General features: G+C 51.3%; 24 protein-coding genes and 1 tRNA gene. 19 read left to right on the forward strand and 6 right to left on the reverse strand.

Annotated features, from left to right (window positions below; translation table 11 throughout):
• Positions 1-90 precede the first annotated feature (90 nt).
• From AB9F26_RS00590 to AB9F26_RS00615, 6 genes are read left to right on the forward strand one after another with little or no spacing between them, the layout of a single operon-like run.
• Complete coding sequence (locus AB9F26_RS00590) at positions 91-792, forward strand: response regulator transcription factor (RefSeq protein ID WP_039000056.1); 702 nt, start codon at positions 91-93, stop codon at positions 790-792.
• Positions 792-2,510 (forward strand): sensor histidine kinase, encoded by a 1,719-nt coding sequence (locus tag AB9F26_RS00595; RefSeq protein ID WP_335585410.1) that lies wholly within the window; start codon positions 792-794, stop codon positions 2,508-2,510. Before AB9F26_RS00590 ends, AB9F26_RS00595 begins: the two co-directional genes overlap by 1 nt.
• Before the next feature lie 22 nt (positions 2,511-2,532).
• Positions 2,533-2,955: an HPr kinase/phosphorylase gene (locus tag AB9F26_RS00600; RefSeq protein WP_369767062.1), complete on the forward strand. Its 423-nt coding sequence runs from the start codon at positions 2,533-2,535 to the stop codon at positions 2,953-2,955.
• Entirely contained in the window at positions 2,952-3,878 is a 927-nt protein-coding gene (gene rapZ / locus AB9F26_RS00605) for an RNase adapter RapZ (protein ID WP_369767063.1), read from the forward strand. The genes AB9F26_RS00600 and rapZ overlap by 4 nt, the downstream gene beginning before the upstream one ends.
• Entirely contained in the window at positions 3,875-4,270 is a 396-nt protein-coding gene (locus AB9F26_RS00610; RefSeq protein ID WP_039000054.1) for a PTS sugar transporter subunit IIA, read from the forward strand. Before rapZ ends, AB9F26_RS00610 begins: the two co-directional genes overlap by 4 nt.
• A gap of 6 nt (positions 4,271-4,276) precedes the next feature.
• Positions 4,277-4,549 (forward strand): HPr family phosphocarrier protein, encoded by a 273-nt coding sequence (locus AB9F26_RS00615; RefSeq protein WP_369767064.1) that lies wholly within the window; start codon positions 4,277-4,279, stop codon positions 4,547-4,549.
• Here the strand turns inward: AB9F26_RS00615 and AB9F26_RS00620 are convergent.
• On the reverse strand, positions 4,546-5,421 hold the full coding sequence (locus tag AB9F26_RS00620; protein WP_335585413.1) for a 3-hydroxybutyryl-CoA dehydrogenase: 876 nt from the start codon (positions 5,419-5,421) through the stop codon (positions 4,546-4,548). The two genes, AB9F26_RS00615 and AB9F26_RS00620, sit on opposite strands and share 4 nt — an antisense overlap.
• A 188-nt stretch (positions 5,422-5,609) precedes the next feature.
• On the opposite strand from AB9F26_RS00620, the gene AB9F26_RS00625 reads away from it, so the two are divergent.
• A complete protein-coding gene (locus AB9F26_RS00625; RefSeq protein ID WP_369767065.1) occupies positions 5,610-6,428 on the forward strand; it encodes a DUF6473 family protein in 819 nt (272 codons plus the stop codon).
• 64 nt (positions 6,429-6,492) lie between these two features.
• On the opposite strand, the gene AB9F26_RS00630 is transcribed toward AB9F26_RS00625, so the two are convergent.
• The 5 genes from AB9F26_RS00630 to AB9F26_RS00650 all read right to left on the reverse strand — a co-directional run bounded on the left by AB9F26_RS00630 (position 6,493) and on the right by AB9F26_RS00650 (position 10,010).
• Complete coding sequence (locus AB9F26_RS00630) at positions 6,493-7,419, reverse strand: FAD-binding protein (protein WP_335585415.1); 927 nt, start codon at positions 7,417-7,419, stop codon at positions 6,493-6,495.
• On the reverse strand, positions 7,419-8,177 hold the full coding sequence (locus AB9F26_RS00635; protein WP_039000048.1) for an electron transfer flavoprotein subunit beta/FixA family protein: 759 nt from the start codon (positions 8,175-8,177) through the stop codon (positions 7,419-7,421). The genes AB9F26_RS00630 and AB9F26_RS00635 overlap by 1 nt, the downstream gene beginning before the upstream one ends.
• A 142-nt stretch (positions 8,178-8,319) precedes the next feature.
• On the reverse strand, positions 8,320-8,892 hold the full coding sequence (locus AB9F26_RS00640; protein WP_369767066.1) for a cob(I)yrinic acid a,c-diamide adenosyltransferase: 573 nt from the start codon (positions 8,890-8,892) through the stop codon (positions 8,320-8,322).
• An 8-nt stretch (positions 8,893-8,900) separates the two neighbouring features.
• Complete coding sequence (locus AB9F26_RS00645) at positions 8,901-9,098, reverse strand: twin transmembrane helix small protein (protein WP_039000046.1); 198 nt, start codon at positions 9,096-9,098, stop codon at positions 8,901-8,903.
• 84 nt (positions 9,099-9,182) lie between these two features.
• The gene (locus AB9F26_RS00650) at positions 9,183-10,010 is read right to left on the reverse strand and encodes an SDR family NAD(P)-dependent oxidoreductase (protein ID WP_039000044.1); all 828 of its coding nucleotides are present in this window, start codon (positions 10,008-10,010) and stop codon (positions 9,183-9,185) included.
• Positions 10,011-10,157: 147 nt separating this feature from the next.
• On the opposite strand from AB9F26_RS00650, the gene parC reads away from it, so the two are divergent.
• The 12 genes from parC (at position 10,158) to rpoB (ending at position 23,767) form a co-directional block, all read left to right on the forward strand.
• On the forward strand, positions 10,158-12,395 hold the full coding sequence (gene parC / locus AB9F26_RS00655) for a DNA topoisomerase IV subunit A (protein ID WP_335585418.1): 2,238 nt from the start codon (positions 10,158-10,160) through the stop codon (positions 12,393-12,395).
• A 183-nt stretch (positions 12,396-12,578) separates the two neighbouring features.
• Positions 12,579-13,757, forward strand: coding sequence for an elongation factor Tu (tuf, locus tag AB9F26_RS00660; RefSeq protein WP_369758199.1), 1,179 nt, complete (start codon positions 12,579-12,581; stop codon positions 13,755-13,757).
• 164 nt (positions 13,758-13,921) lie between these two features.
• The gene (locus AB9F26_RS00665) at positions 13,922-14,590 is read left to right on the forward strand and encodes a CatB-related O-acetyltransferase (protein WP_369767067.1); all 669 of its coding nucleotides are present in this window, start codon (positions 13,922-13,924) and stop codon (positions 14,588-14,590) included.
• Between the two features lie 105 nt (positions 14,591-14,695).
• Positions 14,696-14,771: transfer RNA gene (locus AB9F26_RS00670), tRNA-Trp, on the forward strand.
• A 217-nt stretch (positions 14,772-14,988) separates the two neighbouring features.
• Positions 14,989-15,915 (forward strand): hypothetical protein, encoded by a 927-nt coding sequence (locus AB9F26_RS00675; RefSeq protein WP_369767068.1) that lies wholly within the window; start codon positions 14,989-14,991, stop codon positions 15,913-15,915.
• 88 nt (positions 15,916-16,003) lie between these two features.
• Complete coding sequence (gene secE, locus AB9F26_RS00680; protein WP_039003436.1) at positions 16,004-16,207, forward strand: preprotein translocase subunit SecE; 204 nt, start codon at positions 16,004-16,006, stop codon at positions 16,205-16,207.
• 185 nt (positions 16,208-16,392) lie between these two features.
• Complete coding sequence (nusG, locus tag AB9F26_RS00685) at positions 16,393-16,926, forward strand: transcription termination/antitermination protein NusG (RefSeq protein WP_039003437.1); 534 nt, start codon at positions 16,393-16,395, stop codon at positions 16,924-16,926.
• A 124-nt stretch (positions 16,927-17,050) separates the two neighbouring features.
• Complete coding sequence (gene rplK / locus AB9F26_RS00690) at positions 17,051-17,476, forward strand: 50S ribosomal protein L11 (protein ID WP_039003438.1); 426 nt, start codon at positions 17,051-17,053, stop codon at positions 17,474-17,476.
• A 2-nt stretch (positions 17,477-17,478) separates the two neighbouring features.
• Positions 17,479-18,177, forward strand: a complete 699-nt coding sequence (gene rplA / locus AB9F26_RS00695; RefSeq protein WP_039003439.1) for a 50S ribosomal protein L1 — start codon at positions 17,479-17,481, stop codon at positions 18,175-18,177.
• Positions 18,178-18,426: 249 nt separating this feature from the next.
• Complete coding sequence (gene rplJ, locus AB9F26_RS00700; protein WP_335586677.1) at positions 18,427-18,942, forward strand: 50S ribosomal protein L10; 516 nt, start codon at positions 18,427-18,429, stop codon at positions 18,940-18,942.
• 69 nt (positions 18,943-19,011) lie between these two features.
• Positions 19,012-19,386, forward strand: a complete 375-nt coding sequence (rplL, locus tag AB9F26_RS00705) for a 50S ribosomal protein L7/L12 (protein ID WP_369767069.1) — start codon at positions 19,012-19,014, stop codon at positions 19,384-19,386.
• Between the two features lie 244 nt (positions 19,387-19,630).
• Complete coding sequence (rpoB, locus tag AB9F26_RS00710; RefSeq protein ID WP_039003442.1) at positions 19,631-23,767, forward strand: DNA-directed RNA polymerase subunit beta; 4,137 nt, start codon at positions 19,631-19,633, stop codon at positions 23,765-23,767.
• The last annotated feature ends 5 nt before the right edge of the window (positions 23,768-23,772 follow it).

Genomic DNA, 23,772 nt, shown 5'->3' on the forward strand with positions numbered 1-23,772 from the left:
GATTCGCAGTTAAGAGTTGATTCGTCAAAGTGGAACACCCAGAGTGGATAAAAAATTGAGCATAAAAAAACTATATAAAGGAAGACCTCCATGTCGAAGATCGCTTTGGTCGACGACGACAGGAACATCCTGACGTCAGTAGCTATGACCCTTGAGGCAGAGGGTTTCGAAGTAGAAACATATAATGACGGTCAATCCGCACTAGACGCTTTTAACAAGAGTCTGCCGGATATGGCTGTTTTGGATATTAAAATGCCGCGCATGGATGGAATGGACTTGCTCCAACGTCTGCGCCAAAAAACCGCAATGCCGGTTATTTTTCTCACATCCAAAGATGATGAGATTGATGAAGTTCTTGGGCTGCGCATGGGGGCGGATGACTACGTAAAGAAGCCGTTTTCCCAACGTTTGCTGGTTGAACGCATTCGCGCTCTCCTGCGTAGGCAAGAAGCAATGAACGGTGTAGAGATTGCCGAAACCGAAGAAACCAAAGTTATCGAACGCGGTGATTTACGGATGGACCCATTGCGGCATTCCGTGCGTTGGAAAGGGAATGATGTTTCCCTAACTGTGACCGAATTCTTGTTACTGCAAGCTTTGGCCCAACGTCCTGGTTTTGTGAAAAGTCGTGATCAGTTGATGGATGTCGCCTATGACGATCAAGTTTACGTCGACGACCGCACGATCGACAGTCACATCAAACGGCTTCGTAAAAAGATGCGGACCGCAGATGATGATTTTTCGGCAATTGAGACGCTTTATGGTATCGGCTATCGATACAACGAAGATTGATGCCCCCAACTTTGGGTAAGAATGTGCGCGATACAAAAATGCAAAAAGAAGCGAATGTTGTTCTCGGTGAAGACTGGGATGGACCGAGCAGTGGCGTGGAAAGCGAGCTGCGCAAAAGGCGCGAGCAACGCGGGTTTATTTCCCTCAACCGTTCGCCACTTGCGCGCAAAATTATCACGTTCAATTTATTGGCCCTCGTCATTTTGGTGGCGGGTGTTTTGTATCTCAATCCGTTCCGTGACAGCCTTGTGTTGCAACGCGAACGGGGTCTTGTCATTGAGACACAACTGGTCGCGGACGTACTCGAAGCGCATTTTTGGGATGCAGAGACCCTTCCCAATGAGGCATCTGTTTTTGCAAATCTTGCAAAACTGTCGCTTCCTTCGGGCGTCGACGCATATGTTTACGATCCTGAAGGAAAGCTCGTAGCCTCTACGATTGGGATCGAGCGCTCGGGCATACCACCGGTAAGCGGTTTGGTTCAGAACACTCGTAGTACGCTTATTACCGACTTCTTGAATTCTATGTGGGAAGGTGTTTCCGGAGTATTTACCTCGGAACCCGCAAGCGATGGTTTTGGTTCAACTGTTGAGCCTCCCGTCGAATTTGTACAGAAGACTTCGGATGGCTCAACCCACGTGAACACCGGATTGGATTCCCAAGGTCGTGCAGTGTTTACCGTGGTAACTCCGATCCTTGTTGGTGGGGAGAATTTGGGTTCAGTCGCCGTGACGAGTGCTGAGGGCGAAATCGATTTTCTTGTTCGAAGTGAACGGGAGCAGGTGCTGCAAATGTTTGTAATCGCTATCCTCGTCTCAGTTGGGTTAAGTCTTGTGCTTGCTTCAACCATCGCCAATCCACTTTCGGATTTGGCCGCGGCCGCCGAACTTGGGCGCGACAAAAATGCGCGTAAAATGAGTCCGAACCGTGTGCGCATCCCTGACCTAACCGCTCGGCCAGATGAAATCGGGCGTCTTTCCGGTGCGCTTCGAGGGATGGTGACCGCCCTATATGATCGCATTGAGGGCAACGAACAATTTGCGGCTGATGTCGCGCATGAGATCAAGAATCCTTTGGCTTCCCTTCGATCTGCCGTCGGTACTTTACGTGTCGCAAAACGCGAAGATCAGCGGGACAAACTCCTCGATGTTATCGACCATGATGTGCGTCGCTTGGATCGTCTTGTCAGTGATATTTCAAACGCTTCTCGGCTCGACAGCGAGCTTGTCCGAGAAGAAGAAGAACAGTTTGATCTGTTGAAAATGCTTGGCAACATCAACGATTACCTTGGTGGCGATGCGAAATCCAAGGGGGTTGAGTTCATTTCCGACTTGCCTGCTGATCCGATCCATATTCACGGTCTTGAGGCGCGTTTGGCACAAGTTTTCGTTAATCTCATTACCAATGCGATCTCGTTTTGCGAAGACGGGGACGCAATTCGAGTTTGGGCGCGAAAACGAGAAAATCGCGTGCTTATAGTAATTGAGGACACTGGCCCAGGGATTCCTGACCAAGCATTGTACAAAATTTTCCAACGCTTTTATTCTGAACGCCCCGCTGGGCAATTCGGCAATAATTCCGGTCTAGGCTTGGCAATTTCAAAGCAAATCGTCGAAGCCCATGGCGGCGTGATTTGGGCGGAAAACATTCGCCCGACAGACGCTGATATTACCTCCGACCCCTTGGGCGCGCGTTTTGTGGTTGGGCTCCCTGTTTGAGCCATCAATTGTGAACTTTTAAATGGAAACGAATGAGCTCCACCATGCGTCCACGGTTGCTATCGATGGTAAAGCCGCGGTCATTTTCGGAAGTTCAGGCAGTGGTAAGTCGACCCTTGCGCTTAGGATGATCTCCCTTGGCGCGACACTTATTTCGGACGATCAAACCCAGTTGTCCTTAGAAGACGGAGTGCTTGTTGCTTTGGCTGTGCCTGAAATTTTAGGCAAGTTGGAGGTACGAGGTGTGGGGATCATTCGAACACCGTTTGCGCCCCGCGCAATAGTTTCCCTTTTCGTGGATATGGATAAAGTGGAGGAAGCGCGGCTTCCTCCTGCGAGAGAAATCGTCTTACTTGGCCAAAAAGCCACCTTGTATCATTGCATTAAGGGTGATCATTTCGCAGATGCACTCATGCAGATTCTAAAATACGGCAGATCAGATTGACACAACCTCGCCTAACAGATGACCCAGTTTTAAGGCAGCGCTTGGTTCTCGTGACTGGCCCGTCTGGTGCTGGGCGCTCTACCGCGATTAACACCCTCGAGGATGCGGGTTACGAAGCTATTGATAATCTACCTATTTCTCTTCTGCCACGATTGCTGGAAAATGGGGTGTCTGATCGCCCACTGGCACTCGGAATCGATGCGCGCAACCGCGATTTTTCTACGAAGGGCTTGTTGGAGCTTTTAGACAATTATTCACTGTCCGGTGATCAGGCGATAGAAGTCCTTTATTTAGATTGTAGTACCGAGGTTCTGTTGCGCCGTTTCTCTGAAACGCGGCGCAGGCATCCTTTGGCACCATCTGAAACTCCGGAAATTGGCATTCAGCGCGAACAAGACTTACTTGTTCCCATCCGCGCATGTGCGGATATACTTATTGATACTTCGGACATGTCACCACATGAGTTGCGAGCAGAAGTGGAACAATGGTACGCGGCAGAAAAAAGCCAAAAACTGGCCGTGTCAGTCCATAGCTTTTCCTACAAACAAGGTATGCCGCGTGGCATTGACATGGTTTTCGACTGTCGGTTTTTACAAAACCCGTATTGGCAAGAAGGCCTTCGCAGACTAAATGGTCTAGACAAAGCGGTCGCCGACTATGTGGCGCAAGACAAGCGGTATGATGACTTCTTTTCAAAAGTTTGCGACCTTTCAGAAATGTTGTTGCCTGCCTATATAGAAGAGGGTAAAGCTCATTTTTCGATCGGTTTCGGATGTACAGGCGGACAGCACAGATCGGTCGCCGTCGCTGAAAATGTGTCGAATGTACTTGCGAAGGCTGGTTGGCAAGTGTCAACTAGACATAGAGAAATTGAACGCCGCACACGCACTTCGTCCGGCACAAAATTGGGGAAAACGGCGTGATCGGAATTTTGATCGTCGCACATGGCGGATTGGCCAAAGAATACCTTTCTGCTGTCGAACATGTTGTCGGCAAGCAAGACGGTATGCGCGCTATTTCAATTGAGGACGATCACGATCGTGAAGAGAAGCAGTGTGAAATCTGCGATGCGGCAAATTCAGTTGATACAGGCGACGGGGTCGTTGTTGTTACGGACCTTTTTGGTGGGTCTCCCTCCAATCTTTCTCTCCGAGCATGCAACCCCAAGAACCGGAAAATTATCTACGGTGCCAATCTTCCAATGCTCGTCAAACTTACCAAATCACGCAGTTGCACAGTGCAAGAGGCGGTCGAAAACGCGCTGAACGCGGGTCGAAAATACATTAACAGCTTCGACGCAAATCCCACAAGTTAGGACGTCATGACCATTACGAGAACGTTGGATATCGTCAATGAAAAGGGCCTGCATGCCCGTGCTTCCGCCAAACTCGTGGAAGTGGTTGAAGGCCATGATGCGAGCGCCGAAGTCAGCAAAGACGGACTTAGCGCCTCTGGTGACTCGATCATGGGCTTGCTCATGCTGGCGGCATCAAAAGGCACACAGATCGAAATCACGACATCTGGCGACGAGGCAGAAAAGCTTGCTGATGCCTTGCAAGCCCTAGTTGTTAACAAATTCGGCGAAGATTTTTAGCGCGTCGGAACGGGTGTTTCTCCGCGATAGTCATAAAAGCCACGTTCCGTTTTTCGACCAAGCCATCCAGCTTCGACATATTTTGTCAGGAGCGGACACGGGCGATATTTTGTATCCGCGAGGCCATCGTGGAGTACGTTCATGATCGCCAAGCATGTGTCCAAACCAATAAAGTCAGCAAGTTCCAGCGGACCCATGGGATGATTTGCCCCTAGTTTTAGAGAACTGTCGATGGACGCCACCGATCCGACCCCCTCATACAATGTGTAGACGGCTTCGTTGATCATCGGCATGAGGATACGGTTTACGATGAACCCAGGAAAATCTTCTGCTGAGGCGGCCGTTTTTCCCAATTTTTCTACAACGGCCAAACACGCGCGATAAGTTTCCTCATCAGTTGCAATCCCGCGAATAAGTTCGACCAATTGCATAATGGGAACGGGATTCATGAAGTGAAAACCCATGAATTTTTCCGGACGGTCTGTGCCACTCGCGAGGCGTGTTATGGAAATCGACGACGTGTTGGACGTGAGGATTGTATGCGGCTGAAGATGTGGCAAAAGGTTAGCAAAAATTTTAACTTTTACGTCTTCTTTTTCCGTAGCGGCTTCAATTACGAGATCCGATTGCCCAACTTGTGCAATATCAAGCGTTGTTTGGAGCCGACTTAGTGCCGCGTCACGTGCATCGCTTGAAAGCTTGTCGCGGGCAACTTGCCTTTCAAGGTTTGACTCGATTAGGGCGAAAGACGCATCCAGCTGATCTTGAGAAATATCATTCAATACAACGTCATAACCAGCAACGGCCAAAACATGTGCGATTCCGTTTCCCATCTGGCCTGCGCCAATGACACCGATTTTTTTAATTTCCATTGGCTCAACTTCTCTTTTGAATTCGGCCCAAGAATATGTCGCGCCGCAGCGTCTATGCAAGGGGCGTTTCGTGTCCCTCCGGTAAAGAGTTTCACGTTTCAAGATAGCGCTAATTTTAAGGTTAGGGATTTGGCAAGAGGTCGCGCGCAAATTGGTCTTGGGTGAGTCGAAAATTAGTGAGGTGGGTTATGGCCTATGAGAACCTGAGCGAAGGCGCTCTTGATTATTTACCTTGTCGATACGGCAAGTCAAAACTGTTGTTTCGTGGACCGCGTAAGAAAATGGATGGCGACTATATTGCCGTCATCGGGGGAACGGAAACCTACGGTAAGTTCATCGAAAAGCCGTTTACGGAACTGGTTGAGGATGATGTTAGCACAACTGCGATTAATTTCGGGTGTGTGAATGCTGGCGCGGATGTCTTCTTAAACGAACCAGCTATCCTTGATGCCTGTTCCAAGGCACGTGTAACCGTCATTCAAGCGATGGGCGCTCAAAACATGTCCAATCGGTTTTATGCGGTGCATCCACGCCGGAACGACCGTTTTCTCAAGGCCTCAGTGTTGCTGAAAATGGTGTTTCGGGAGGTCGACTTTACGGACTTCCATTTCACACGGCATATGCTGAGCACGTTGAAAAAATTGTCTGAAGAGCGCTTTGCATTGGTCGAAGACGAGATCAAGGAAGCTTGGAAAGCGCGCATGCAGATTATGCTTGAAAAAATCGAAGGTAAAACCGTGATGCTTTGGATTGATGATTCAAACCCAGAAGGGAAAAGCGATCTTGGTCACGATCCGCTGTTTGTAGATCGGGAGATGATCGAAGCCATTCGGCCTTATTGTACGAAGGTTGTCGAAGTTAATTTGAGTGATCAGGCAAAATCTGAGGGTGTTGCTGGTATGATCTACCCTGAAATGGAAGAACCCATGGCAAAGGAAATGATGGGGATGAGGGCGCATCGAGAAATTGCTAAGTCCCTTTCGAACGCGCTTCGAGACATGCTTTAGCGCGCTGCAGAACAAAAAAAGGCTCGCCACTGGGGCGAGCCTTAACTGTTAGGAGTATCGTTGCTTACAGCGCGTCGATAAGGGCTGGAACTGCTTCAAACAAATCCGCAACAAGTCCATAGTCGGCGACCTGAAAAATTGGCGCTTCTTCGTCTTTGTTGATTGCGACAATGATTTTACTGTCTTTCATGCCTGCAAGATGTTGGATCGCACCAGAGATACCGATTGCGATATACAGGTCCGGAGCAACAACTTTACCGGTTTGGCCAACTTGCCAGTCATTTGGTGCATAGCCAGAGTCAACCGCAGCACGAGACGCGCCAACGGCGCCTCCAAGCTTATCTGCCAGCTTTTCGATGAGCGCAAAATCATCTTCTGATCCGACACCGCGTCCACCAGAAACAACGATGCCTGCGCTTGTAAGTTCAGGGCGGTCGCTCTTGGCAACTTTATCTTCAACCCATTCGGATAGCTTGGGATCGGCCGTCGCTGTTATGCTTTCGACAGTCGCTGAGCCATCTTCTCCTGCCGCGTCAAATGTAGCGGTACGAAGTGTGGCAACTTTGATAGAATCCGTTGTTTTGATCGTTTGGATTGCATTGCCCGCATAGATTGGCCGCTCAAACGTATCGGCGTCAACAATCGCCGTAACATCGGAAAGCACCATAACATCCAAAAGTGCGGCAACGCGTGGCAAAATATTCTTTGCATTGGCGGTCGCTGGGGCAAGGATGTGCGTATAGTTACCTGCAAGGCTAACAATGAGGTCGGCGATCGGCTCAGCCAAACCATGGCCATAAGCCGCGTCATCAGCGCAAAGAACCTTGGAAACACCCGCGATTTTGGCCGCGGCTTGGGCCGCATCACCGCAACCTGCCGAGGCACAAAGCAATGTGATGTCCCCTAAGGAAGAGGCGGCAGAGACTGCTTTGGCCGTTGCGTCAAGCGCGAGTTCTGCGCCGTTGATTTCAGCAAGAATTAAAACGGTCATTACACAGCCCCCGCATCTTTGAGTTTCGCAACAAGCTCGGCAACATCCGCAACCATGATCCCAGCACTGCGTTCAGAAGGAACAGCGGTTGAAATCACCTGAAGACGAGGAGAAACGTCGACGCCATAGTCAGCAGCGGTTTTCTCTTCGAGAGGCTTTTTCTTGGCCTTCATAATATTGGGAAGGGTTGCATATCGCGGTTCGTTCAAGCGCAGATCGGCGGTGACGATCGCTGGAAGTTTTACCTTGATGGTTTGAAGTCCACCGTCAACTTCGCGGGTAACAATTGCGCTATCGCCTTCAACGGAAAGTTCGCTTGCGAAGGTCGCTTGTGACCAGCCAAGGAGTGCCGCGAGCATTTGGCCCGTTGCGTTCATGTCGTTGTCGATGGCTTGTTTGCCTGCAATCACGAGGCCGGGAGCCTCTTCGGCAATAACTGCCTTGAGAAGTTTCGCAACCGCGAGAGGTTCGATGTCTGTTGTCGCTTCGTCAGTTGCAACGATTAAAATCGCCCGATCAGCGCCCATGGCAAGTGCCGTGCGGAGTTCCTTTTGTGCGTCTTTCACACCAATGGAGACAACAACAACTTCGTCAGCTTTTCCGGCCTCTTTCAAGCGGATAGCTTCTTCGACGGCTATCTCGTCAAATGGGTTCAGAGACATTTTTACATTGGCGAGATCGACGCCGCTGCCATCCGCTTTGACACGAACTTTCACGTTATAATCGATCACACGTTTGACCGGTACTAGGACCTTCATAGTGTGTATTCCCTTAGTTTTAATGATCGCAAAAATGCGAACCTAACAAGCTCTCGATTTTATCTAGCCTTTTGGGGCGACAGAAAATAGAGCAAAATCGACGGTCTGTCCCTTGGGACGCGGCGTTTTTTCGATGTTGGCGCTAACGGTTTGCCCCAGGAACCCAAAGCACATCATTTGCGCCGTTTTTATTTGCGGCACGTGAGGCCACGAAAAACCAGTCTGACAAACGGTTTAGATATTTCACAGCCGCAGGGTTTACAGATTCGAGACTCGCAAGTTCAACTGTGAGGCGTTCGGCGCGACGGGACACCGTTCGCGACAGGTGAAGTTGTGCCGCGAGGGGCGTTCCTCCGGGTAAAACAAAGCTGCGCAATGGCGGAATATTTGCATTCATGGCGTCAATTTCGGCCTCAAGCCGGTCGACTTGCGCATTGTTCATCCGAAGAGGGGGGTACTCCGCCGTCGCGTCTGATTCCAAATCTGGGCGGCAAAGATCGGCCCCTAGATCGAATAGATCGTTTTGAATCCGTGCAAGTTGTACGTCCATTTCACCGTCGGCGTGGAGCCGTGCAAGCCCGACGGTCGCATTGGTTTCGTCGACCGTTCCATATGCATTTACGCGAGCATCGTATTTATCGACGCGAGCGCCATTCCCCAGTGCAGTTTGACCAGCATCACCTGTACGGGTGTAGATTTTGTTGAGAACAACCATTTCGCCCCCTAACGCCGCAAAAGAACGTAAATGACGATTAATATTACGGCCCCAAGCTGTGCCCCCACACGATACCGCATGATACGATTGGCGTGTTTGCGATTGAACTCGCCGCCGGACATAAAGCCAACCAGGCCGACGATAAGTATGCCCAAGACGAGCAAAATGGCCGCAACGACCAATAGAAAAAGCGGATCCGAGTTCATGAAATTTCCTTTCGGTTTTGTCCAGACTTACGGGCATTTATAGGGGCTGCAAGGTCAAATCGCGGTGTGCGACTATTGCGCACCCTAGAACTTGGCTAAGACCTTATCCAACATTCGTGTCGATGTAACGCGTTTCAGCAAGCCCATCACATAAGTCGGGGTTGTTACATAGTATCGAGGCTTGGGGCGCGGGCTTTCGAGGGCATGAATGAGTTTTTTTGTGACTGCCGATGCAGGCAACTCAAACGTATCTGGTTTCTTATCTGCATAAAGTCGTTTTGTAAGTTGTGCATACTGAGCTTTGCGTGGCGAGTTTTCAATGTCGATGTGACGTTCAAAATGCGCAATAGAGTTTTGCCGGATTTTCGACGTGATCGGACCGGGTTCAATCAAGATGATTTTGATCGGAGTGCTCCGCATCTCTAAACGCAGTGTATCGGTAAGCCCCTCCATCGCGTGTTTCGTGGCATTATACGCGCCGCGCCAACGCATGGGGGCAAAGCCAAGTATTGAACTGCAATTGACAATTCTTCCGTGCCCCTGTGCGCGCATGATCTTGATAACTTGGCACGTAAGGTCATGATACCCAAAGAGATTAACCTCAAATATTTCCCGAAGTGCGGCGCGGGGAAGGTCTTCAACTGCGCCAGGGACAGCAAAGGCTCCGTTGTTATATAAGGCGTCAAGCGTGCCTCCGGTGCGCGCAAGGCATTCGGCAAGCGCCGCCTCGATATTGGCCTCGTCGGCATAATCTAGCGGGAAGCTTTCCAGCCCCTCGGCGCGAAGGCGTTCGCAGTCTTTTTCTTGGCGACAGGTAGCAAAAACACGCCATCCTCGGTTCTTGAGGCCATGGGCCGCGTCATATCCGATGCCGCTAGAGCAGCCGGTAATGAGGATGGATTTGCTGGGCATATTTTTCTTTCGCGCGATGTGTATCTGAGTGATCACCTTTGAGGCATGAAAAAACAAGGGTAATTGCGCGCACAGTTCGTGGTGCAAAATTTTGCAGGAAGCGACCTAGTTCTTGTGCGCACCAATTCTCGGCGTTATCACCGTTTTATGAGCAAAGAAAACGACCCCTCCGACATCGAACCTGTGGAAATAGCTGAGCCGTTGCGCCGCGCAATTGGGGACCGCTACCTGACCTATGCGCTTTCGACGATTATGCATCGTGCGTTACCCGATGCGCGTGACGGGCTGAAGCCTGTGCACCGACGCATTCTTTATGCGATGAATCGGCTGCGTCTGAATTCGACGGGGGGGTATTTGAAGTCGGCCAAAATTTCGGGCGACACAATGGGGGATTTCCACCCTCACGGCGACATGGCGATTTACGACGCCATGGCCCGTTTGGCGCAGGACTTCAACGTGCGCTATCCACTGGTGGATGGCCAAGGGAATTTCGGTAATATCGACGGCGACAATCCAGCGGCCAGTCGGTACACCGAGGCGCGTATGACGTTTGTCGCGGAAGCGATGCTTGAGGGATTGAACGAAAACTCCGTTGATTTTCGGGATAATTATGACGGGCGCCTAACGGAGCCAACGGTGCTTCCTGCGACTTTCCCAAATCTGTTGGCTAATGGGTCAACGGGGATCGCCGTTGGTATGGCCACCAACATTCCACCCCACAATGTTGTTGAACTTGTTGACGCGTGTTTGCATCTGATCAAAACGCCCGATGCGCGGGACGAGACCTTGGTGAACTTTGTGCCCGGTCCAGATTTCCCGACGGGCGGCATCATTGTAGAGCCGCGCGAAAACATCGTCGAGGCGTATCGCACAGGGCGGGGTTCGTTCCGACTGCGGTGTAAATATGAAGTTGAGGATTTGGGGCGCGGCACGTGGCAAATTGTTGTCACCGAGATTCCTTATCAGGTTCAGAAAAGTAAATTGATCGAGAAACTGGCTGAAGTCATTCAGCTTAAGAAAGTGCCGATTCTTGGGGATGTGCGGGACGAAAGCGCCGAAGATGTGCGCATCGTTCTAGAGCCGAAATCAAAGAATGTAATACCTGAAGTTTTGATGAACACCCTGTATCGCAACAGCGATCTTGAGGTGCGGTTTAGCATGAATATGAACGTGCTGATCGATGGTTTGACGCCGAAGGTTTGCAGCCTCAAAGAGGTTCTGCGGGCGTTTTTGGATCACCGTCGTGATGTGCTTATGCGGCGCAGCCAGTACCGGTTGGAGCAAATCGATCACCGCCTAGAGGTGCTCGCAGGGTACATTATTGCGTTCCTCAATCTTGATCGCATCATCGAAATCATTCGTTTTGAGGATCATCCACGCGCCGTGATGATGCAAGAGTTTGCACTGACTGAAGTTCAGGCTGAAGCCATTTTGAACATGCGTTTGCGCAGCTTGCGAAAGCTGGAAGAACTTGAACTCAAAAAAGAGAATGACGCCCTAACTCTGGAACGAGCGGGTCTCGTCGAATTGATGGGAAGCGAAGATCTCCAGTGGTCAAAAATTTCCGAACAGTTGCGGGAAACCAAGAAAAAATTTGGCAAGAATTTTGAAGGCGGCGCACGTCGTACTCAATTCGCCGAGGCGCTTGAAGTCGAAGACGTGCCGATCGAAGCCATGATTGAGCGTGAACCGATCACCGTTGTCTGCTCCAAAATGGGATGGATCCGCGCGATGTCGGGTCATATTGATCTCACACGCGAGTTGAAATTCAAAGACGGTGACGGCCCCCGCTTTGCCTTCCATGCTGAAACGACTGATCGCCTGCTTTTGCTCGGTGCCAATGGCCGTTTCTTTACCATGGGGGCGAGTACGCTACCAGGTGGGCGCGGCATGGGTGAGCCGGTCCGTCTGATGGTCGACCTTGCCAACGAAAGCGAAATTGTCGACCTGTTTATCCACGTTCCGAACCGCAAGCTTTTGATCGCCTCCTCGGCGGGCGATGGGTTTGTTGCGCCTGAAAATGAGGTGATTGCGCAAACTCGAAGCGGCAAACAGGTGCTCAATGTGCGCGGCGATGTGACGGCCATTGTTTGCCTGCCGATTAACGGCGATCACGTTGCAACCGTTGGCGATAATCATAAAATGCTGGTGTTTGCTGTGGATGAACTGCCCGAAATGGGACGCGGTAAAGGTGTGCGTCTCCAGAAATTCAAGGATGGTGGCCTAAGCGATGCGCGCGCGTTCAATATTGCGGACGGCCTGACGTGGCATGATCCTGCGGGGCGTACGCGGACCGTGACCGAGCTTGCAGATTGGTTGGGCAAGCGTGCCGCGACCGGACGGATGGCGCCGCGTGGCTTCCCACACGACAATAAATTTACCTAAGCTTGCGGTCAAATACTCCAAGGGGATCAAGACTATCCTTGAATAAGCGGCGCTGAAGCCACATTTAGGCATCAAGGGGAAAGTATGAAACGAAACGCTTGATTTATCCTGCGTAAAATCATACTTCACCCGCGATGTAATGTGGGGTCGGTTCCGGCCCCCTTGTTTAAGGATGAGGCTTTCATGGGTAAGGAAAAATTCCAACGTAACAAACCGCATTGTAACATTGGTACAATCGGCCACGTTGACCACGGTAAGACGACTTTGACAGCTGCGATTACGAAGCAGTTTTCGGACAACTTCCAAGCATACGACCAAATTGACGGCGCGCCCGAAGAAAAAGCACGCGGCATCACCATCTCGACAGCACACGTTGAGTATGAGACTGAAGCACGTCACTATGCGCACGTTGATTGCCCAGGCCACGCTGACTATGTGAAAAACATGATCACCGGTGCGGCGCAAATGGACGGCGCGATCTTGGTTGTGAACGCAGCCGATGGTCCGATGCCACAAACACGTGAGCACATCCTTTTGGGTCGCCAAGTTGGCATCCCTGAAATGGTTGTCTTCATGAACAAAGTTGACCAAGTAGACGACGATGAGCTTCTTGAGTTGGTTGAAATGGAAATCCGTGAGCTTCTCACAGAGTATGGTTATGACGGCGATAATATCCCCGTAATTGCTGGTTCTGCTTTGGCTGCTTTGGAAGACCGTGACGAAGAAATCGGCGCCAAGAAAATCGCTGAGTTGATGGCGGCGGTTGATTCCTTCATTCCACAGCCTCCACGTGCGATTGACGAACCTTTCTTGATGCCAATCGAGGACGTGTTCTCGATCTCTGGTCGCGGTACTGTTGTAACAGGCCGTATCGAGCGCGGAGTTGTTAACGTTGGGGATTCCATCGAAATCGTTGGTCTCAAAGACACAACAACAACCACTTGTACTGGTGTTGAAATGTTCCGCAAACTGCTTGATCGCGGTGAAGCGGGTGACAACATTGGTGCGCTTCTTCGCGGTGTTGACCGTGAAGGTGTTGAGCGTGGTCAGATCCTTTGTAAGCCAGGTTCCGTTAAGCCACACACGAAGTTTGAAGCTGAGGTCTATATTTTGACCAAAGAAGAGGGTGGCCGTCACACGCCGTTCTTTGCGAACTACCGTCCACAGTTCTACTTCCGTACAACGGACGTAACGGGCACAGTTACGCTTCCTGAAGGCACAGAAATGGTAATGCCAGGCGACAACTTGAAGTTCACAGTTGAACTGATCGCGCCAATCGCCATGGAAGCTGGCCTGCGCTTTGCGATCCGCGAAGGCGGCCGCACTGTTGGTTCCGGTGTTGTCTCTAAAATCATCGAGTAAGCATTAGCTGCTTGAGTTTGAAAGGGTCGCCTTCGGGCGGCCCTTTTTCGTTTAGAGCAACTCAAAAGCGATCTTCAGTTAGAGAAACAAAAATTTTCGGCGTGACAAGATGGGCGAACATACGGCATTTCTTGTTTGACGATTTACCCAACTAAAGGCTTTTCATGCCCTCTTCTTTTTTGCGTCCCGAAGCGGCGAACCCTGTAACCCTCCCCGATGGAACGGTTCTGGAAAACCTCGTTTACCTCAATCAGGTCATTGATCACCCCAATATTGAGATTGGCGATTACAGTTACTTCAACTCATTCCACCCCGTTGAGGATTGGGCGAGCCGCATTGCACCCTATCTTTATGCGGGTGCGCCTGAGCGCCTGACGATTGGTAAGTTCTGCCAATTTGCACAGGGTGTGCTGTTTATTACGAGCTCGGCGAACCATCCGATGGGCGGTTTTTCAACCTATCCCTTTGCGATCTTTAACCTGGAAACCATGGGCGTTTACGCACAAAACACGGAGGCATTTCAGGATACGCATATTGGCAATGATGTTTGGATCGGCCATGACGCCAAAATCATGCCGGGCGTGATCGTATCTGATGGGGCAATCATTGCCACGGGCTCGGTGGTCACAAGTGACGTTGGCCCCTATATGATCGTTGGTGGCAATCCAGCAAAGCCCATCCGTCCACGTTTTGAAGCTGACGTGATTGATTCCCTGTTGGAGACTAAATGGTGGGATTGGCCGATCGAGGACATTCAACGTCACCTTCCTCTCATTGTCGGCGCGGATATTGGCGCTTTGAAGGCGGTTTCCGTTTCTAAGGCTGCGAAATAATCCGCCTTGAAAGGTAAATTCGACCTCACAGGGCGGAGATTGCTTGATTGTTGTAAATCGCTCTTGATTCCAATCGCTGGGTGCCGTACTTCCTGCGACGACTTTAGGGGTTTAGCTCAGTTGGTAGAGCATCGGTCTCCAAAACCGAGGGTCGTGGGTTCGAGCCCCTCAGCCCCTGCCAGGTCACCTTGCGTCTCGCGCATTTTGGCCTGAAGAAAGTCAGAACGGTGAATGGATTTATGTCCTTACCAGCGCCCTTCAGATTATTCGTACGGTGTTCCCGTTGAAACTTTAGCGAAGTCGGCTAAGGTGGGGCAGGTATCCTGAAGGCAGCAGCATGATTTTTAACTCGTTGAACCCCGTACCGCCGACATGGCGCTTATTTGGATCACATCCCCTTGCCTGACATCCCTTCACAAAAACTCCGGATTTCCATGCATTTGGGCGCGCATAAAACCGCGACAACGCATCTGCAACACTCGTTGGATGCAAATGCGGACCTCTTGGCGCAATCCAAGGTGATATTCAGAGGGCCTTTAGATCTGCGCGGGCCGAAAAAATCGCTCCAGAGTCGGTTTGGGCTGCTTACAAACACACCCCCAAAATCTAAGGAATTGGCCGAACAAGAACTTTGGGCCTTGGCGGGCGGGGCCAATCGTTTGGTGCTCTCCGAAGAAAATTTTCTTGGTCCAATGTGGCGGATCAAAAAGGGGAGGCGCGTTCCCCCCCTTTATCCGAATTCCGACTCCCAGTTGGAAAAGCTTATTCCTTATTTCGGGGGCCGCCCGTTGTCACTTTTTCTTGCCGTCCGCAATCCCGCCGATTTGATCGCCTCAGCGTATTCGCAATCGCTCGTTGGCGGGAAGGCCGAACCTTTCAAAGATTTTTCCGAAGGGATGACATTTCACGACGTGCGCTGGTCAAACGTTGTACGGCGTCTGAGTCTTGTCCCAGAGGTGGCCGAGATTTATGTTTGGCGCTATGAGGATTATCCGGCCAACTTTGTGCGAATCATGCGCAAACTGGTTGGATGGAAACTTGGCCAATTTGTTGAGCCGATTGCCCGTCGGGTCCATTCTGGGATGTCGCAACGTGCGGTCGAAAAGGTCTTGCAGGAAGCGTCGCCGACGGACAGTCGCGCCCAGCAACGCGAGATGGCCATTGCAGCTCGATCCCTGTACCCGACGGCGCCTGAAAACCCACGATATTCTCCTTGGACGCAAAATGAGATTGAATTAGCGGCCTCTGCCTATCGTTCGGACTTTGAAGATGTCTCGAAGATGGAGAAGGTCAAAGTGATCGGGGCGTGGCAACCCCGCAAGTAACTCAAACCAACGCGCGTGCCTTGCCAAGCGCGTCACCATAGCATATATCGCTTTCGTCGCATGTGGCGACGGCATAAAGGGCAGCATCATGGCAGCAAAACGCACAAATCCGCTTCAGTTCATTCAAGAAGTGCGCGGCGAAGGGGCGAAAATCACATGGCCAACACGTCGTGAGGTCGTTTTGACCACGGCGATGGTTATGGTGATGGCAACGCTCATGGGAATCTTCTTTTCCTTGGTTGATATGGCGATCCGCTCGGGTCTGCAATTTGGCCTTGGGTTCTTCGCATAAAAAAATCGCCTCAATTGGCTTGAATTCACTTGGTTTCAGGGATACTTGAGGCATCAACATCATGGCAGGCGTGCAGCGATTCGGGCTGCGCGCTGTTTTTTGTTCAGGGTTGGATCGCACTAACCCTTTAGAATTTATACATCTTTTGGGGTTTTCCCAAAAATTGAGACAAGGACTGTGGCAAAATGGCTAAGCGTTGGTATTCGGTGAGCGTCCTCTCGAATTTCGAGAAAAAGATCGCCGAAGCAATTAAACTTGCTGCTGCGGAAGCCGGTCTTGAGGAAGAGATCGAAGAAGTACTGGTACCGACGGAGGAAATCATTGAGATCCGCCGTGGGAAAAAAGTGACCGCCGAGCGTCGCTTTATGCCGGGTTACGTTTTGATTCGCATGGAGATGAGCGACGAAGGCTACCACCTTGTAACCTCGATCAATCGCGTCACAGGATTTTTGGGTCCGCAGGGGCGTCCGATGCCGATGCGCGACGCAGAAGTGAATCAGATTTTGAACCGCGTTGAAGAGGGTCTAGAGGCGCCACGTACCTTGATCCATTTCGAAACCGGCGAAAAAGTTCAGGTCACCGACGGTCCGTTCGAAGGTTTCGACGGCATGGTCGAGGACGTGGACGAAGCAAATGGTCGCCTGAAAGTGACCGTAAGTATTTTTGGCCGCGCGACACCGGTCGAGTTGGAATTCACACAGGTAACAAAAGATATCTAGTGTGTGGTGTGGGCCTTCGGGTGCACGAAATTGTGGGAGGGGACCTGAGCGCGCTCAGAAATCCGAACCACACAACCATAGTCCCGCAAACGCGTTTGCGGTGAGTTGAAGAAGGAGAGGCCCGATGGCCAAGAAGATTGCTGGCACTATGAAGCTGCAGGTTCCTGCAGGCAAAGCCAACCCAAGCCCCCCCGTGGGACCCGCGCTGGGTCAGCGCGGCATCAACATCATGGAATTCTGTAAAGCGTTTAACGCGAAAACAGCGGACCTTGAAGTTGGCGCCCCTTGCCCGACCGTGATCACGTATTACCAAGACAAATCTTTCTCGATGGAAGTTAAGACTCCTCCGGCGTCTTATTTCTTGAAAAAAGCTGCAAACATCACGTCGGGTGCGAAAACACCTAGCCGTGAAACTGTGGGTACTGTGACTGCGAAGCAAGTCAAAGAAATCGCAGAAGCAAAAATGAAAGACCTGAACGCAAACGACATTGAGTCAGCTATGCTGATCATCATGGGTTCTGCGCGTTCTATGGGTATCGAGGTAAAATAATCATGGCAAAGCTCGGAAAACGCACAACCGCGGCACGCGCGGCATTTGCTGGTAAAGCAAACCTCACAGTTGAAGATGCTGTTGCATTGGTGAAAGCCAGTGCCGTTGCAAAATTCGACGAAACAGTTGAAATCGCGATGAACCTTGGTGTTGACCCACGTCACGCTGACCAAATGGTTCGCGGTGTTGTTGGCTTGCCAAACGGCACTGGCAAAACAGTACGTGTTGCTGTTTTCGCTCGTGGCCCTAAGGCTGACGAAGCGACAGCTGCTGGTGCAGATATCGTTGGTGCCGAGGACCTTATGGAAATCGTGCAAAGCGGCAAGATCGAATTCGATCGCTGCATTGCGACACCAGACATGATGGGTGTTGTTGGTCGCCTAGGTAAGATCCTAGGCCCACGCAACCTGATGCCAAACCCACGCGTCGGTACTGTGACTATGGACGTTGAAGCTGCTGTTAAAGCGGCCAAAGGCGGCGAAGTTCAGTTCAAAGTTGAAAAAGCCGGTGTGATCCATGCTGGTGTTGGCAAAGTGTCCTTCACTGAAGCGCAACTGATTGAAAACATTCGTGCTTTCGTTGATGCGGTTGCCAAATTGCGCCCGTCGGGCAGCAAGGGTACCTACATGAAATCGATCGCTGTCAGCTCCACAATGGGCCCAGGCGTGACTTTGAATGTTGAAAGCGCAACTGGCAACTAAGCCAGTCTAAAGAATTCCGCGGGGCAACCCGCAGAATGGTGGGGCCGCCGATTTGGCCCCATCCTGTCCGAGACGGAGGGTGGCTTCGGCCATAAATCCTTCCTGAGATGGGGAACGAGACAATTTTTCGAGGGGCAACCCTCGGGTGATCTGGCCTCGGGACCCTGAAATTGGACCCGAACGGCCCAATCCCACACTGGGGGCGGGTCAAACTGAGCCGGGGGGCAACCCCCAAATTTGGAGAAAACTGTGGATAGAGCACAAAAAGAACAGTTGGTCGACGAACTCGGCCAAATCTTTGACAGCTCTGGCGTTGTAGTGGTTTGCCGCTACGAAGGCCTCACGGTTGCTGAAATGCAAGACCTTCGCGCTCAAATGAGCGAAGTCGATGGGTCTGTTCGCGTTGCCAAAAACAAGCTCGCCAAGATCGCCCTTGAGGGTAAGCCATGCGCAAGCATTGCGAGCCTCCTCAATGGCATGACTGTTCTCGCCTACTCTGAAGATCCTGTGGCTGCGGCCAAGGTTGTTCAGGCATACTCCAAAGGGAATTCCAAACTGGAAATTCTCGGTGGTGCTATGGGTGAGACGGCACTGGACGTCGCTGGTGTTATAGCCGTTGCAGCGATGCCGTCACGCGAGGAGCTTATCGCTTCTATCGTTGGCTGCATTGGGGCACCTGCTTCCAACATCGCCGGGGCCATTGGCGCGCCTGCAAGCAATATCGCGAGCATCTTGTCTACAATTGAAGACAAGCTTGCTGCTTAAGCAACATGAGCCTTCGTGGGGATTGTCCTTACACGTTGGAACACAACTTAAACGAACGGAAACAGTATAATGGCTGATCTGAAAAAACTTGCTGAAGAGATTGTTGGTCTTACCCTTCTCGAAGCACAAGAACTGAAAACTATCCTTAAAGACGAGTATGGCATTGAGCCTGCTGCTGGCGGAGCTGTTATGATGGCTGGCCCAGCAGATGCTGGTGCAGACGCAGAAGAGCAAACAGAATTCACAGTAATTCTGAAATCTGCTGGTGCGTCCAAAATCGGCGTCATCAAAGAAGTCCGCGGCATCACAGGTCTTGGCCTGAAAGAAGCTAAAGACCTCGTAGACGCTGGCGGCAAAGCTGTCAAAGAAGGCGTTTCGAAAGAAGAAGCTGAAGCCATCAAAGCTAAGCTCGAAGCAGCTGGCGCAGAAGTCGAAGTTAAGTAATTACGTCGGGCATTGCGCCCGAGTGATTGCAAAAATTGGCTGGATCCGGGGTTATTCCGGGTCCAGCTTATCGCGTCTTAGAAACGGTCTGCGGCACGCGGGCATTTCCTAAGAGGCGGTTCAATGGATCGGGCGGAGCCGGTGGGCCGGTTTCGAGAATAGATCCGAATAGCTTTGTTTTGCGATACGTCTCTGTTGCCCAGCTTGGATGTCTCTGCGAAAAATCTGAAAGGTGACCACGCACATGGCTCAATCTTACCTTGGCCAAAAACGGCTTCGCAAATACTTCGGTAAAATCCGCGAAGTTCTCGAGATGCCGAATCTTATCGAGGTTCAGAAATCCTCGTACGACTTGTTCTTGAAATCTGGTGATCAGCTTACGCCCCTCGACGGCGAAGGCATCAACGGCGTATTTCAGTCGGTTTTCCCGATCAAAGATTTCAACGAAACATCCATTCTTGAGTTCGTAAAGTACGAGCTCGAAAAGCCGAAATACGATGTAGAAGAATGTCAGCAACGTGACATGACTTACAGCGCGCCTTTGAAGGTGACGCTCCGCCTCATCGTGTTTGATATCGACGAAGATACAGGCGCGAAATCGGTTAAAGACATCAAAGAACAAGACGTGTTCATGGGCGATATGCCTTTGATGACACCGAATGGCACCTTTGTTGTGAACGGTACCGAGCGCGTAATCGTTTCGCAAATGCACCGCTCACCCGGCGTGTTCTTTGATCACGACAAAGGCAAAACCCACTCCTCGGGTAAACTTTTGTTCGCGTGTCGGATCATTCCTTACCGTGGGTCTTGGTTGGATTTCGAATTCGACGCCAAAGACATCGTGTTCTCACGGATTGACCGTCGTCGCAAATTGCCTGTGACCACATTGCTTTATGCTTTGGGCATGGATCAAGAAGACATTTGCAACGCGTATTATGATACCGTGAACTACACGCTTAAGAAGAACAAAGGTTGGGCAACCAAGTTCTTCCCAGAGCGCGTACGTGGCACACGTCCGACTTATGATCTGGTTGACGCGAAAACGGGTGAAGTGATTGCCGAAGCTGGCAAGAAGATCACTCCTCGCGCCGTGAAGAAACTTGTTGAAGACGCTGCCGTTACTCAGCTTCTTTTGCCGTTCGAGCAAATCCTGGGCAAGTTTGTTGCACGAGACATGATCAATGAAGAAACTGGCGCGATCTATGCCGAAGCTGGCGATGAGTTGGCGTTCGAGTACGATAAAGCTGGCGAAATCACGGGCGGTTCTTTGCAGGAACTTCTTGATGCGGGCATCACCGAGATCCCCGTTCTTGACATCGATAACGTCAATGTTGGGCCTTACATCCGCAACACAATGGCGGCAGATAAAAACATGGGTCGCGACACAGCGCTCATGGATATCTACCGTGTGATGCGTCCTGGCGAGCCACCCACCGTTGAAAGCGCGAGCGCGTTGTTTGACACATTGTTCTTTGATAGCGAACGTTATGATCTCTCGGCCGTTGGTCGTGTGAAAATGAACATGCGTCTTGATCTGGATGCGGATGATTCCATTCGTACCCTGCGCAAAGAAGACATCGTTTCCTGTATCAAAGCGCTTGTTCAATTGCGTGATGGCAAAGGCGACATCGACGACATTGACCACCTCGGCAACCGTCGTGTGCGTTCTGTTGGCGAATTGATGGAAAATCAATACCGTGTTGGCCTGTTGCGCATGGAACGTGCGATCAAAGAGCGGATGTCTTCCGTCGAGATCGACACTGTCATGCCACAAGACCTGATCAATGCGAAACCAGCGGCTGCTGCTGTTCGTGAATTCTTCGGCTCCTCGCAGCTGTCGCAGTTCATGGACCAAACCAACCCGCTCTCGGAAGTCACGCACAAGCGTCGTCTTTCTGCGCTTGGGCCTGGCGGCTTGACGCGCGAACGTGCGGGCTTTGAGGTTCGTGACGTTCACCCAACACACTATGGTCGTATGTGTCCAATTGAGACTCCAGAGGGTCCGAATATTGGTCTGATCAACTCGCTGGCGACTTTTGCCCGCGTGAACAAATACGGCTTTATCGAAACGCCTTATCGCAAGGTTGTCGACACCAAAGTGACTGACGAAGTTCAGTACATGTCGGCTACCGAAGAGATGCGTCACACGGTTGCGCAAGCAAACGCGCAGCTCGATGACGAAGGCAAGTTCAAAAACGACCTCGTGTCTGCACGTCAATCTGGCGAGTATACATTGAGCCCAGCGGCAAACATCGACTTGATCGACGTTTCGCCAAAACAGCTGGTCTCGGTTGCGGCTTCGCTTATTCCGTTCCTCGAAAACGATGACGCCAACCGTGCCTTGATGGGCTCGAACATGATGCGTCAAGCCGTTCCATTGCTACAGGCTGAAGCGCCTTTGGTTGGGACTGGTATTGAGGAAGTGGTTGCACGCGACTCCGGTGCTTCGATCATGGCGAAACGCCAAGGTATCGTTGACCAAGTTGATGCGCAGCGTATCGTTGTTCGTGCGACGCATGATCTTGAACTCGGCGATGCTGGCGTAGACATCTATCGTCTGCGTAAGTTCCAACGCTCAAACCAAAACACCTGTATTAACCAACGCCCGTTGGTAAAAGTAGGCGATATTGTCGGCAAAAACGAAGTTATTGCTGACGGCCCGTCCACGGATATTGGCGAATTGGCTTTGGGTAAAAACGTGATTGTCGCGTTTATGCCTTGGAATGGCTACAACTACGAAGACTCCATCCTGATCTCTGAGCGTATCGTTCGTGACGACGTGTTTACTTCGGTTCACATCGAAGAATTCGAAGTCGCCGCACGTGATACAAAGCTTGGTCCTGAGGAAATCACACGCGATATTCCAAACGTTGGTGAAGAAGCGCTGCGCAACCTCGACGAGGCCGGCATTGTTTACATCGGTGCGGAAGTTCACCCCGGTGACATCCTTGTGGGTAAAATCACACCGAAGGGCGAAAGCCCAATGACGCCTGAAGAAAAGCTTCTTCGCGCGATCTTCGGTGAAAAAGCCTCTGACGTACGTGACACATCGTTGCGTGTGAAACCGGGTGATTTCGGGACTGTTGTTGAAGTTCGTGTTTTCAACCGCCACGGCGTTGAAAAAGACGAACGTGCGTTGCAAATCGAGCGTGAAGAAGTCGAACGTTTGGCGCGTGACCGCGACGACGAGCTGACAATTCTTGATCGCAACATCTATCAGCGTCTTAAATCTATGGTTCTGGGTAAAACCGTTGCCAAGGGTCCGAAGGGCGTTAAGCCTGGGTCCGAAGTAACCGAAGATCTATTGGGCATGTTGTCCAAGGGTCTATGGTGGCAGCTCGCACTTGAAGATGAAGAAGCAGCAAAAATTATCGAAGCTCTGAACGCGCAATACGACGTTCAGAAAAAGATGATGGAAGCGCGCTTCGAGGATAAAGTCGAGAAAGTACGTCGCGGCGATGATTTGCCTCCGGGTGTGATGAAGATGGTTAAAGTCTTTATTGCTGTGAAGCGTAAGCTTCAGCCAGGTGATAAAATGGCGGGTCGTCACGGGAACAAAGGTGTTATTTCTAAGGTTGTGCCTATGGAAGACATGCCGTTCCTCGCGGATGGTACGCCGGTTGACTTCTGTTTGAACCCACTGGGTGTGCCTTCGCGGATGAACGTTGGTCAGATCCTAGAAACCCACATGGGTTGGGCGAGCCGTGGTTTGGGTATCCAAATCGACGAAGCGCTCGGCGAGTACCGCCGTTCTGGCGATATGACCCCTGTTCGGGATGCGATGAAGTTTGCTTATGGCGATGATGTCTATGACGAAGGCATCGCCGACATGACTGAAAAGCAATTGTTGGAAGCTGCGGGTAACGTTACCGGCGGTGTGCCAATCGCGACACCGGTTTTTGACGGCGCCAAAGAGGCGGATGTTAACGACGCGTTGACGCGGGCTGGCTTTGACACTTCTGGTCAATCGGTTCTGTTTGATGGTCGTACAGGCGAGCAATTCGCCCGTAAAGTGACCGTGGGTATGAAATACCTGCTCAAACTGCATCACCTCGTGGACGACAAAATCCACGCACGTTCAACTGGGCCTTACAGTCTTGTCACGCAGCAACCTTTGGGCGGTAAAGCTCAGTTCGGTGGCCAGCGTTTCGGGGAGATGGAAGTCTGGGCACTCGAAGCATATGGCGCGGCTTACACGCTGCAAGAGATGCTGACCGTGAAATCCGATGACGTTGCTGGACGGACGAAAGTCTATGAAAGCATTGTCAAAGGTGAAGATAATTACGAGGCCGGTGTGCCCGAAAGCTTCAACGTGCTTGTCAAAGAAGTCCGGGGCCTCGGCCTGAACATGGAACTCCTGGATGCGGAGGAGGATGAGTAGGGCCC

This window comes from Falsihalocynthiibacter sp. BN13B15 (assembly GCF_041205415.1).
Classification (GTDB): domain Bacteria; phylum Pseudomonadota; class Alphaproteobacteria; order Rhodobacterales; family Rhodobacteraceae; genus Falsihalocynthiibacter; species Falsihalocynthiibacter arcticus.

Bases quoted from the DNA above. Each gene is read 5' to 3' on its own strand.
- AB9F26_RS00635 (WP_039000048.1), bottom strand. From the start codon at position 8,177: ATGAAGGTCCTAGTACCGGTCAAACGTGTGATCGATTATAACGTGAAA.
- AB9F26_RS00625 (WP_369767065.1), top strand. From the start codon at position 5,610: ATGGCCTATGAGAACCTGAGCGAAGGCGCTCTTGATTATTTACCTTGT.
- rpoB (WP_039003442.1), top strand. From the start codon at position 19,631: ATGGCTCAATCTTACCTTGGCCAAAAACGGCTTCGCAAATACTTCGGT.
- rplK (WP_039003438.1), top strand. From the start codon at position 17,051: ATGGCCAAGAAGATTGCTGGCACTATGAAGCTGCAGGTTCCTGCAGGC.
- AB9F26_RS00590 (WP_039000056.1), top strand. From the start codon at position 91: ATGTCGAAGATCGCTTTGGTCGACGACGACAGGAACATCCTGACGTCA.
- AB9F26_RS00615 (WP_369767064.1), top strand. From the start codon at position 4,277: ATGACCATTACGAGAACGTTGGATATCGTCAATGAAAAGGGCCTGCAT.
- AB9F26_RS00650 (WP_039000044.1), bottom strand. From the start codon at position 10,010: ATGCCCAGCAAATCCATCCTCATTACCGGCTGCTCTAGCGGCATCGGA.
- AB9F26_RS00600 (WP_369767062.1), top strand. From the start codon at position 2,533: ATGGAAACGAATGAGCTCCACCATGCGTCCACGGTTGCTATCGATGGT.
- rplL (WP_369767069.1), top strand. From the start codon at position 19,012: ATGGCTGATCTGAAAAAACTTGCTGAAGAGATTGTTGGTCTTACCCTT.
- secE (WP_039003436.1), top strand. From the start codon at position 16,004: ATGGCAGCAAAACGCACAAATCCGCTTCAGTTCATTCAAGAAGTGCGC.
- parC (WP_335585418.1), top strand. From the start codon at position 10,158: ATGAGCAAAGAAAACGACCCCTCCGACATCGAACCTGTGGAAATAGCT.
- AB9F26_RS00620 (WP_335585413.1), bottom strand. From the start codon at position 5,421: ATGGAAATTAAAAAAATCGGTGTCATTGGCGCAGGCCAGATGGGAAAC.
- AB9F26_RS00640 (WP_369767066.1), bottom strand. From the start codon at position 8,892: ATGGTTGTTCTCAACAAAATCTACACCCGTACAGGTGATGCTGGTCAA.
- AB9F26_RS00665 (WP_369767067.1), top strand. From the start codon at position 13,922: ATGCCCTCTTCTTTTTTGCGTCCCGAAGCGGCGAACCCTGTAACCCTC.
- tuf (WP_369758199.1), top strand. From the start codon at position 12,579: ATGGGTAAGGAAAAATTCCAACGTAACAAACCGCATTGTAACATTGGT.
- nusG (WP_039003437.1), top strand. From the start codon at position 16,393: ATGGCTAAGCGTTGGTATTCGGTGAGCGTCCTCTCGAATTTCGAGAAA.
- rplA (WP_039003439.1), top strand. From the start codon at position 17,479: ATGGCAAAGCTCGGAAAACGCACAACCGCGGCACGCGCGGCATTTGCT.
- AB9F26_RS00630 (WP_335585415.1), bottom strand. From the start codon at position 7,419: ATGACCGTTTTAATTCTTGCTGAAATCAACGGCGCAGAACTCGCGCTT.
- AB9F26_RS00595 (WP_335585410.1), top strand. From the start codon at position 792: ATGCCCCCAACTTTGGGTAAGAATGTGCGCGATACAAAAATGCAAAAA.
- AB9F26_RS00645 (WP_039000046.1), bottom strand. From the start codon at position 9,098: ATGAACTCGGATCCGCTTTTTCTATTGGTCGTTGCGGCCATTTTGCTC.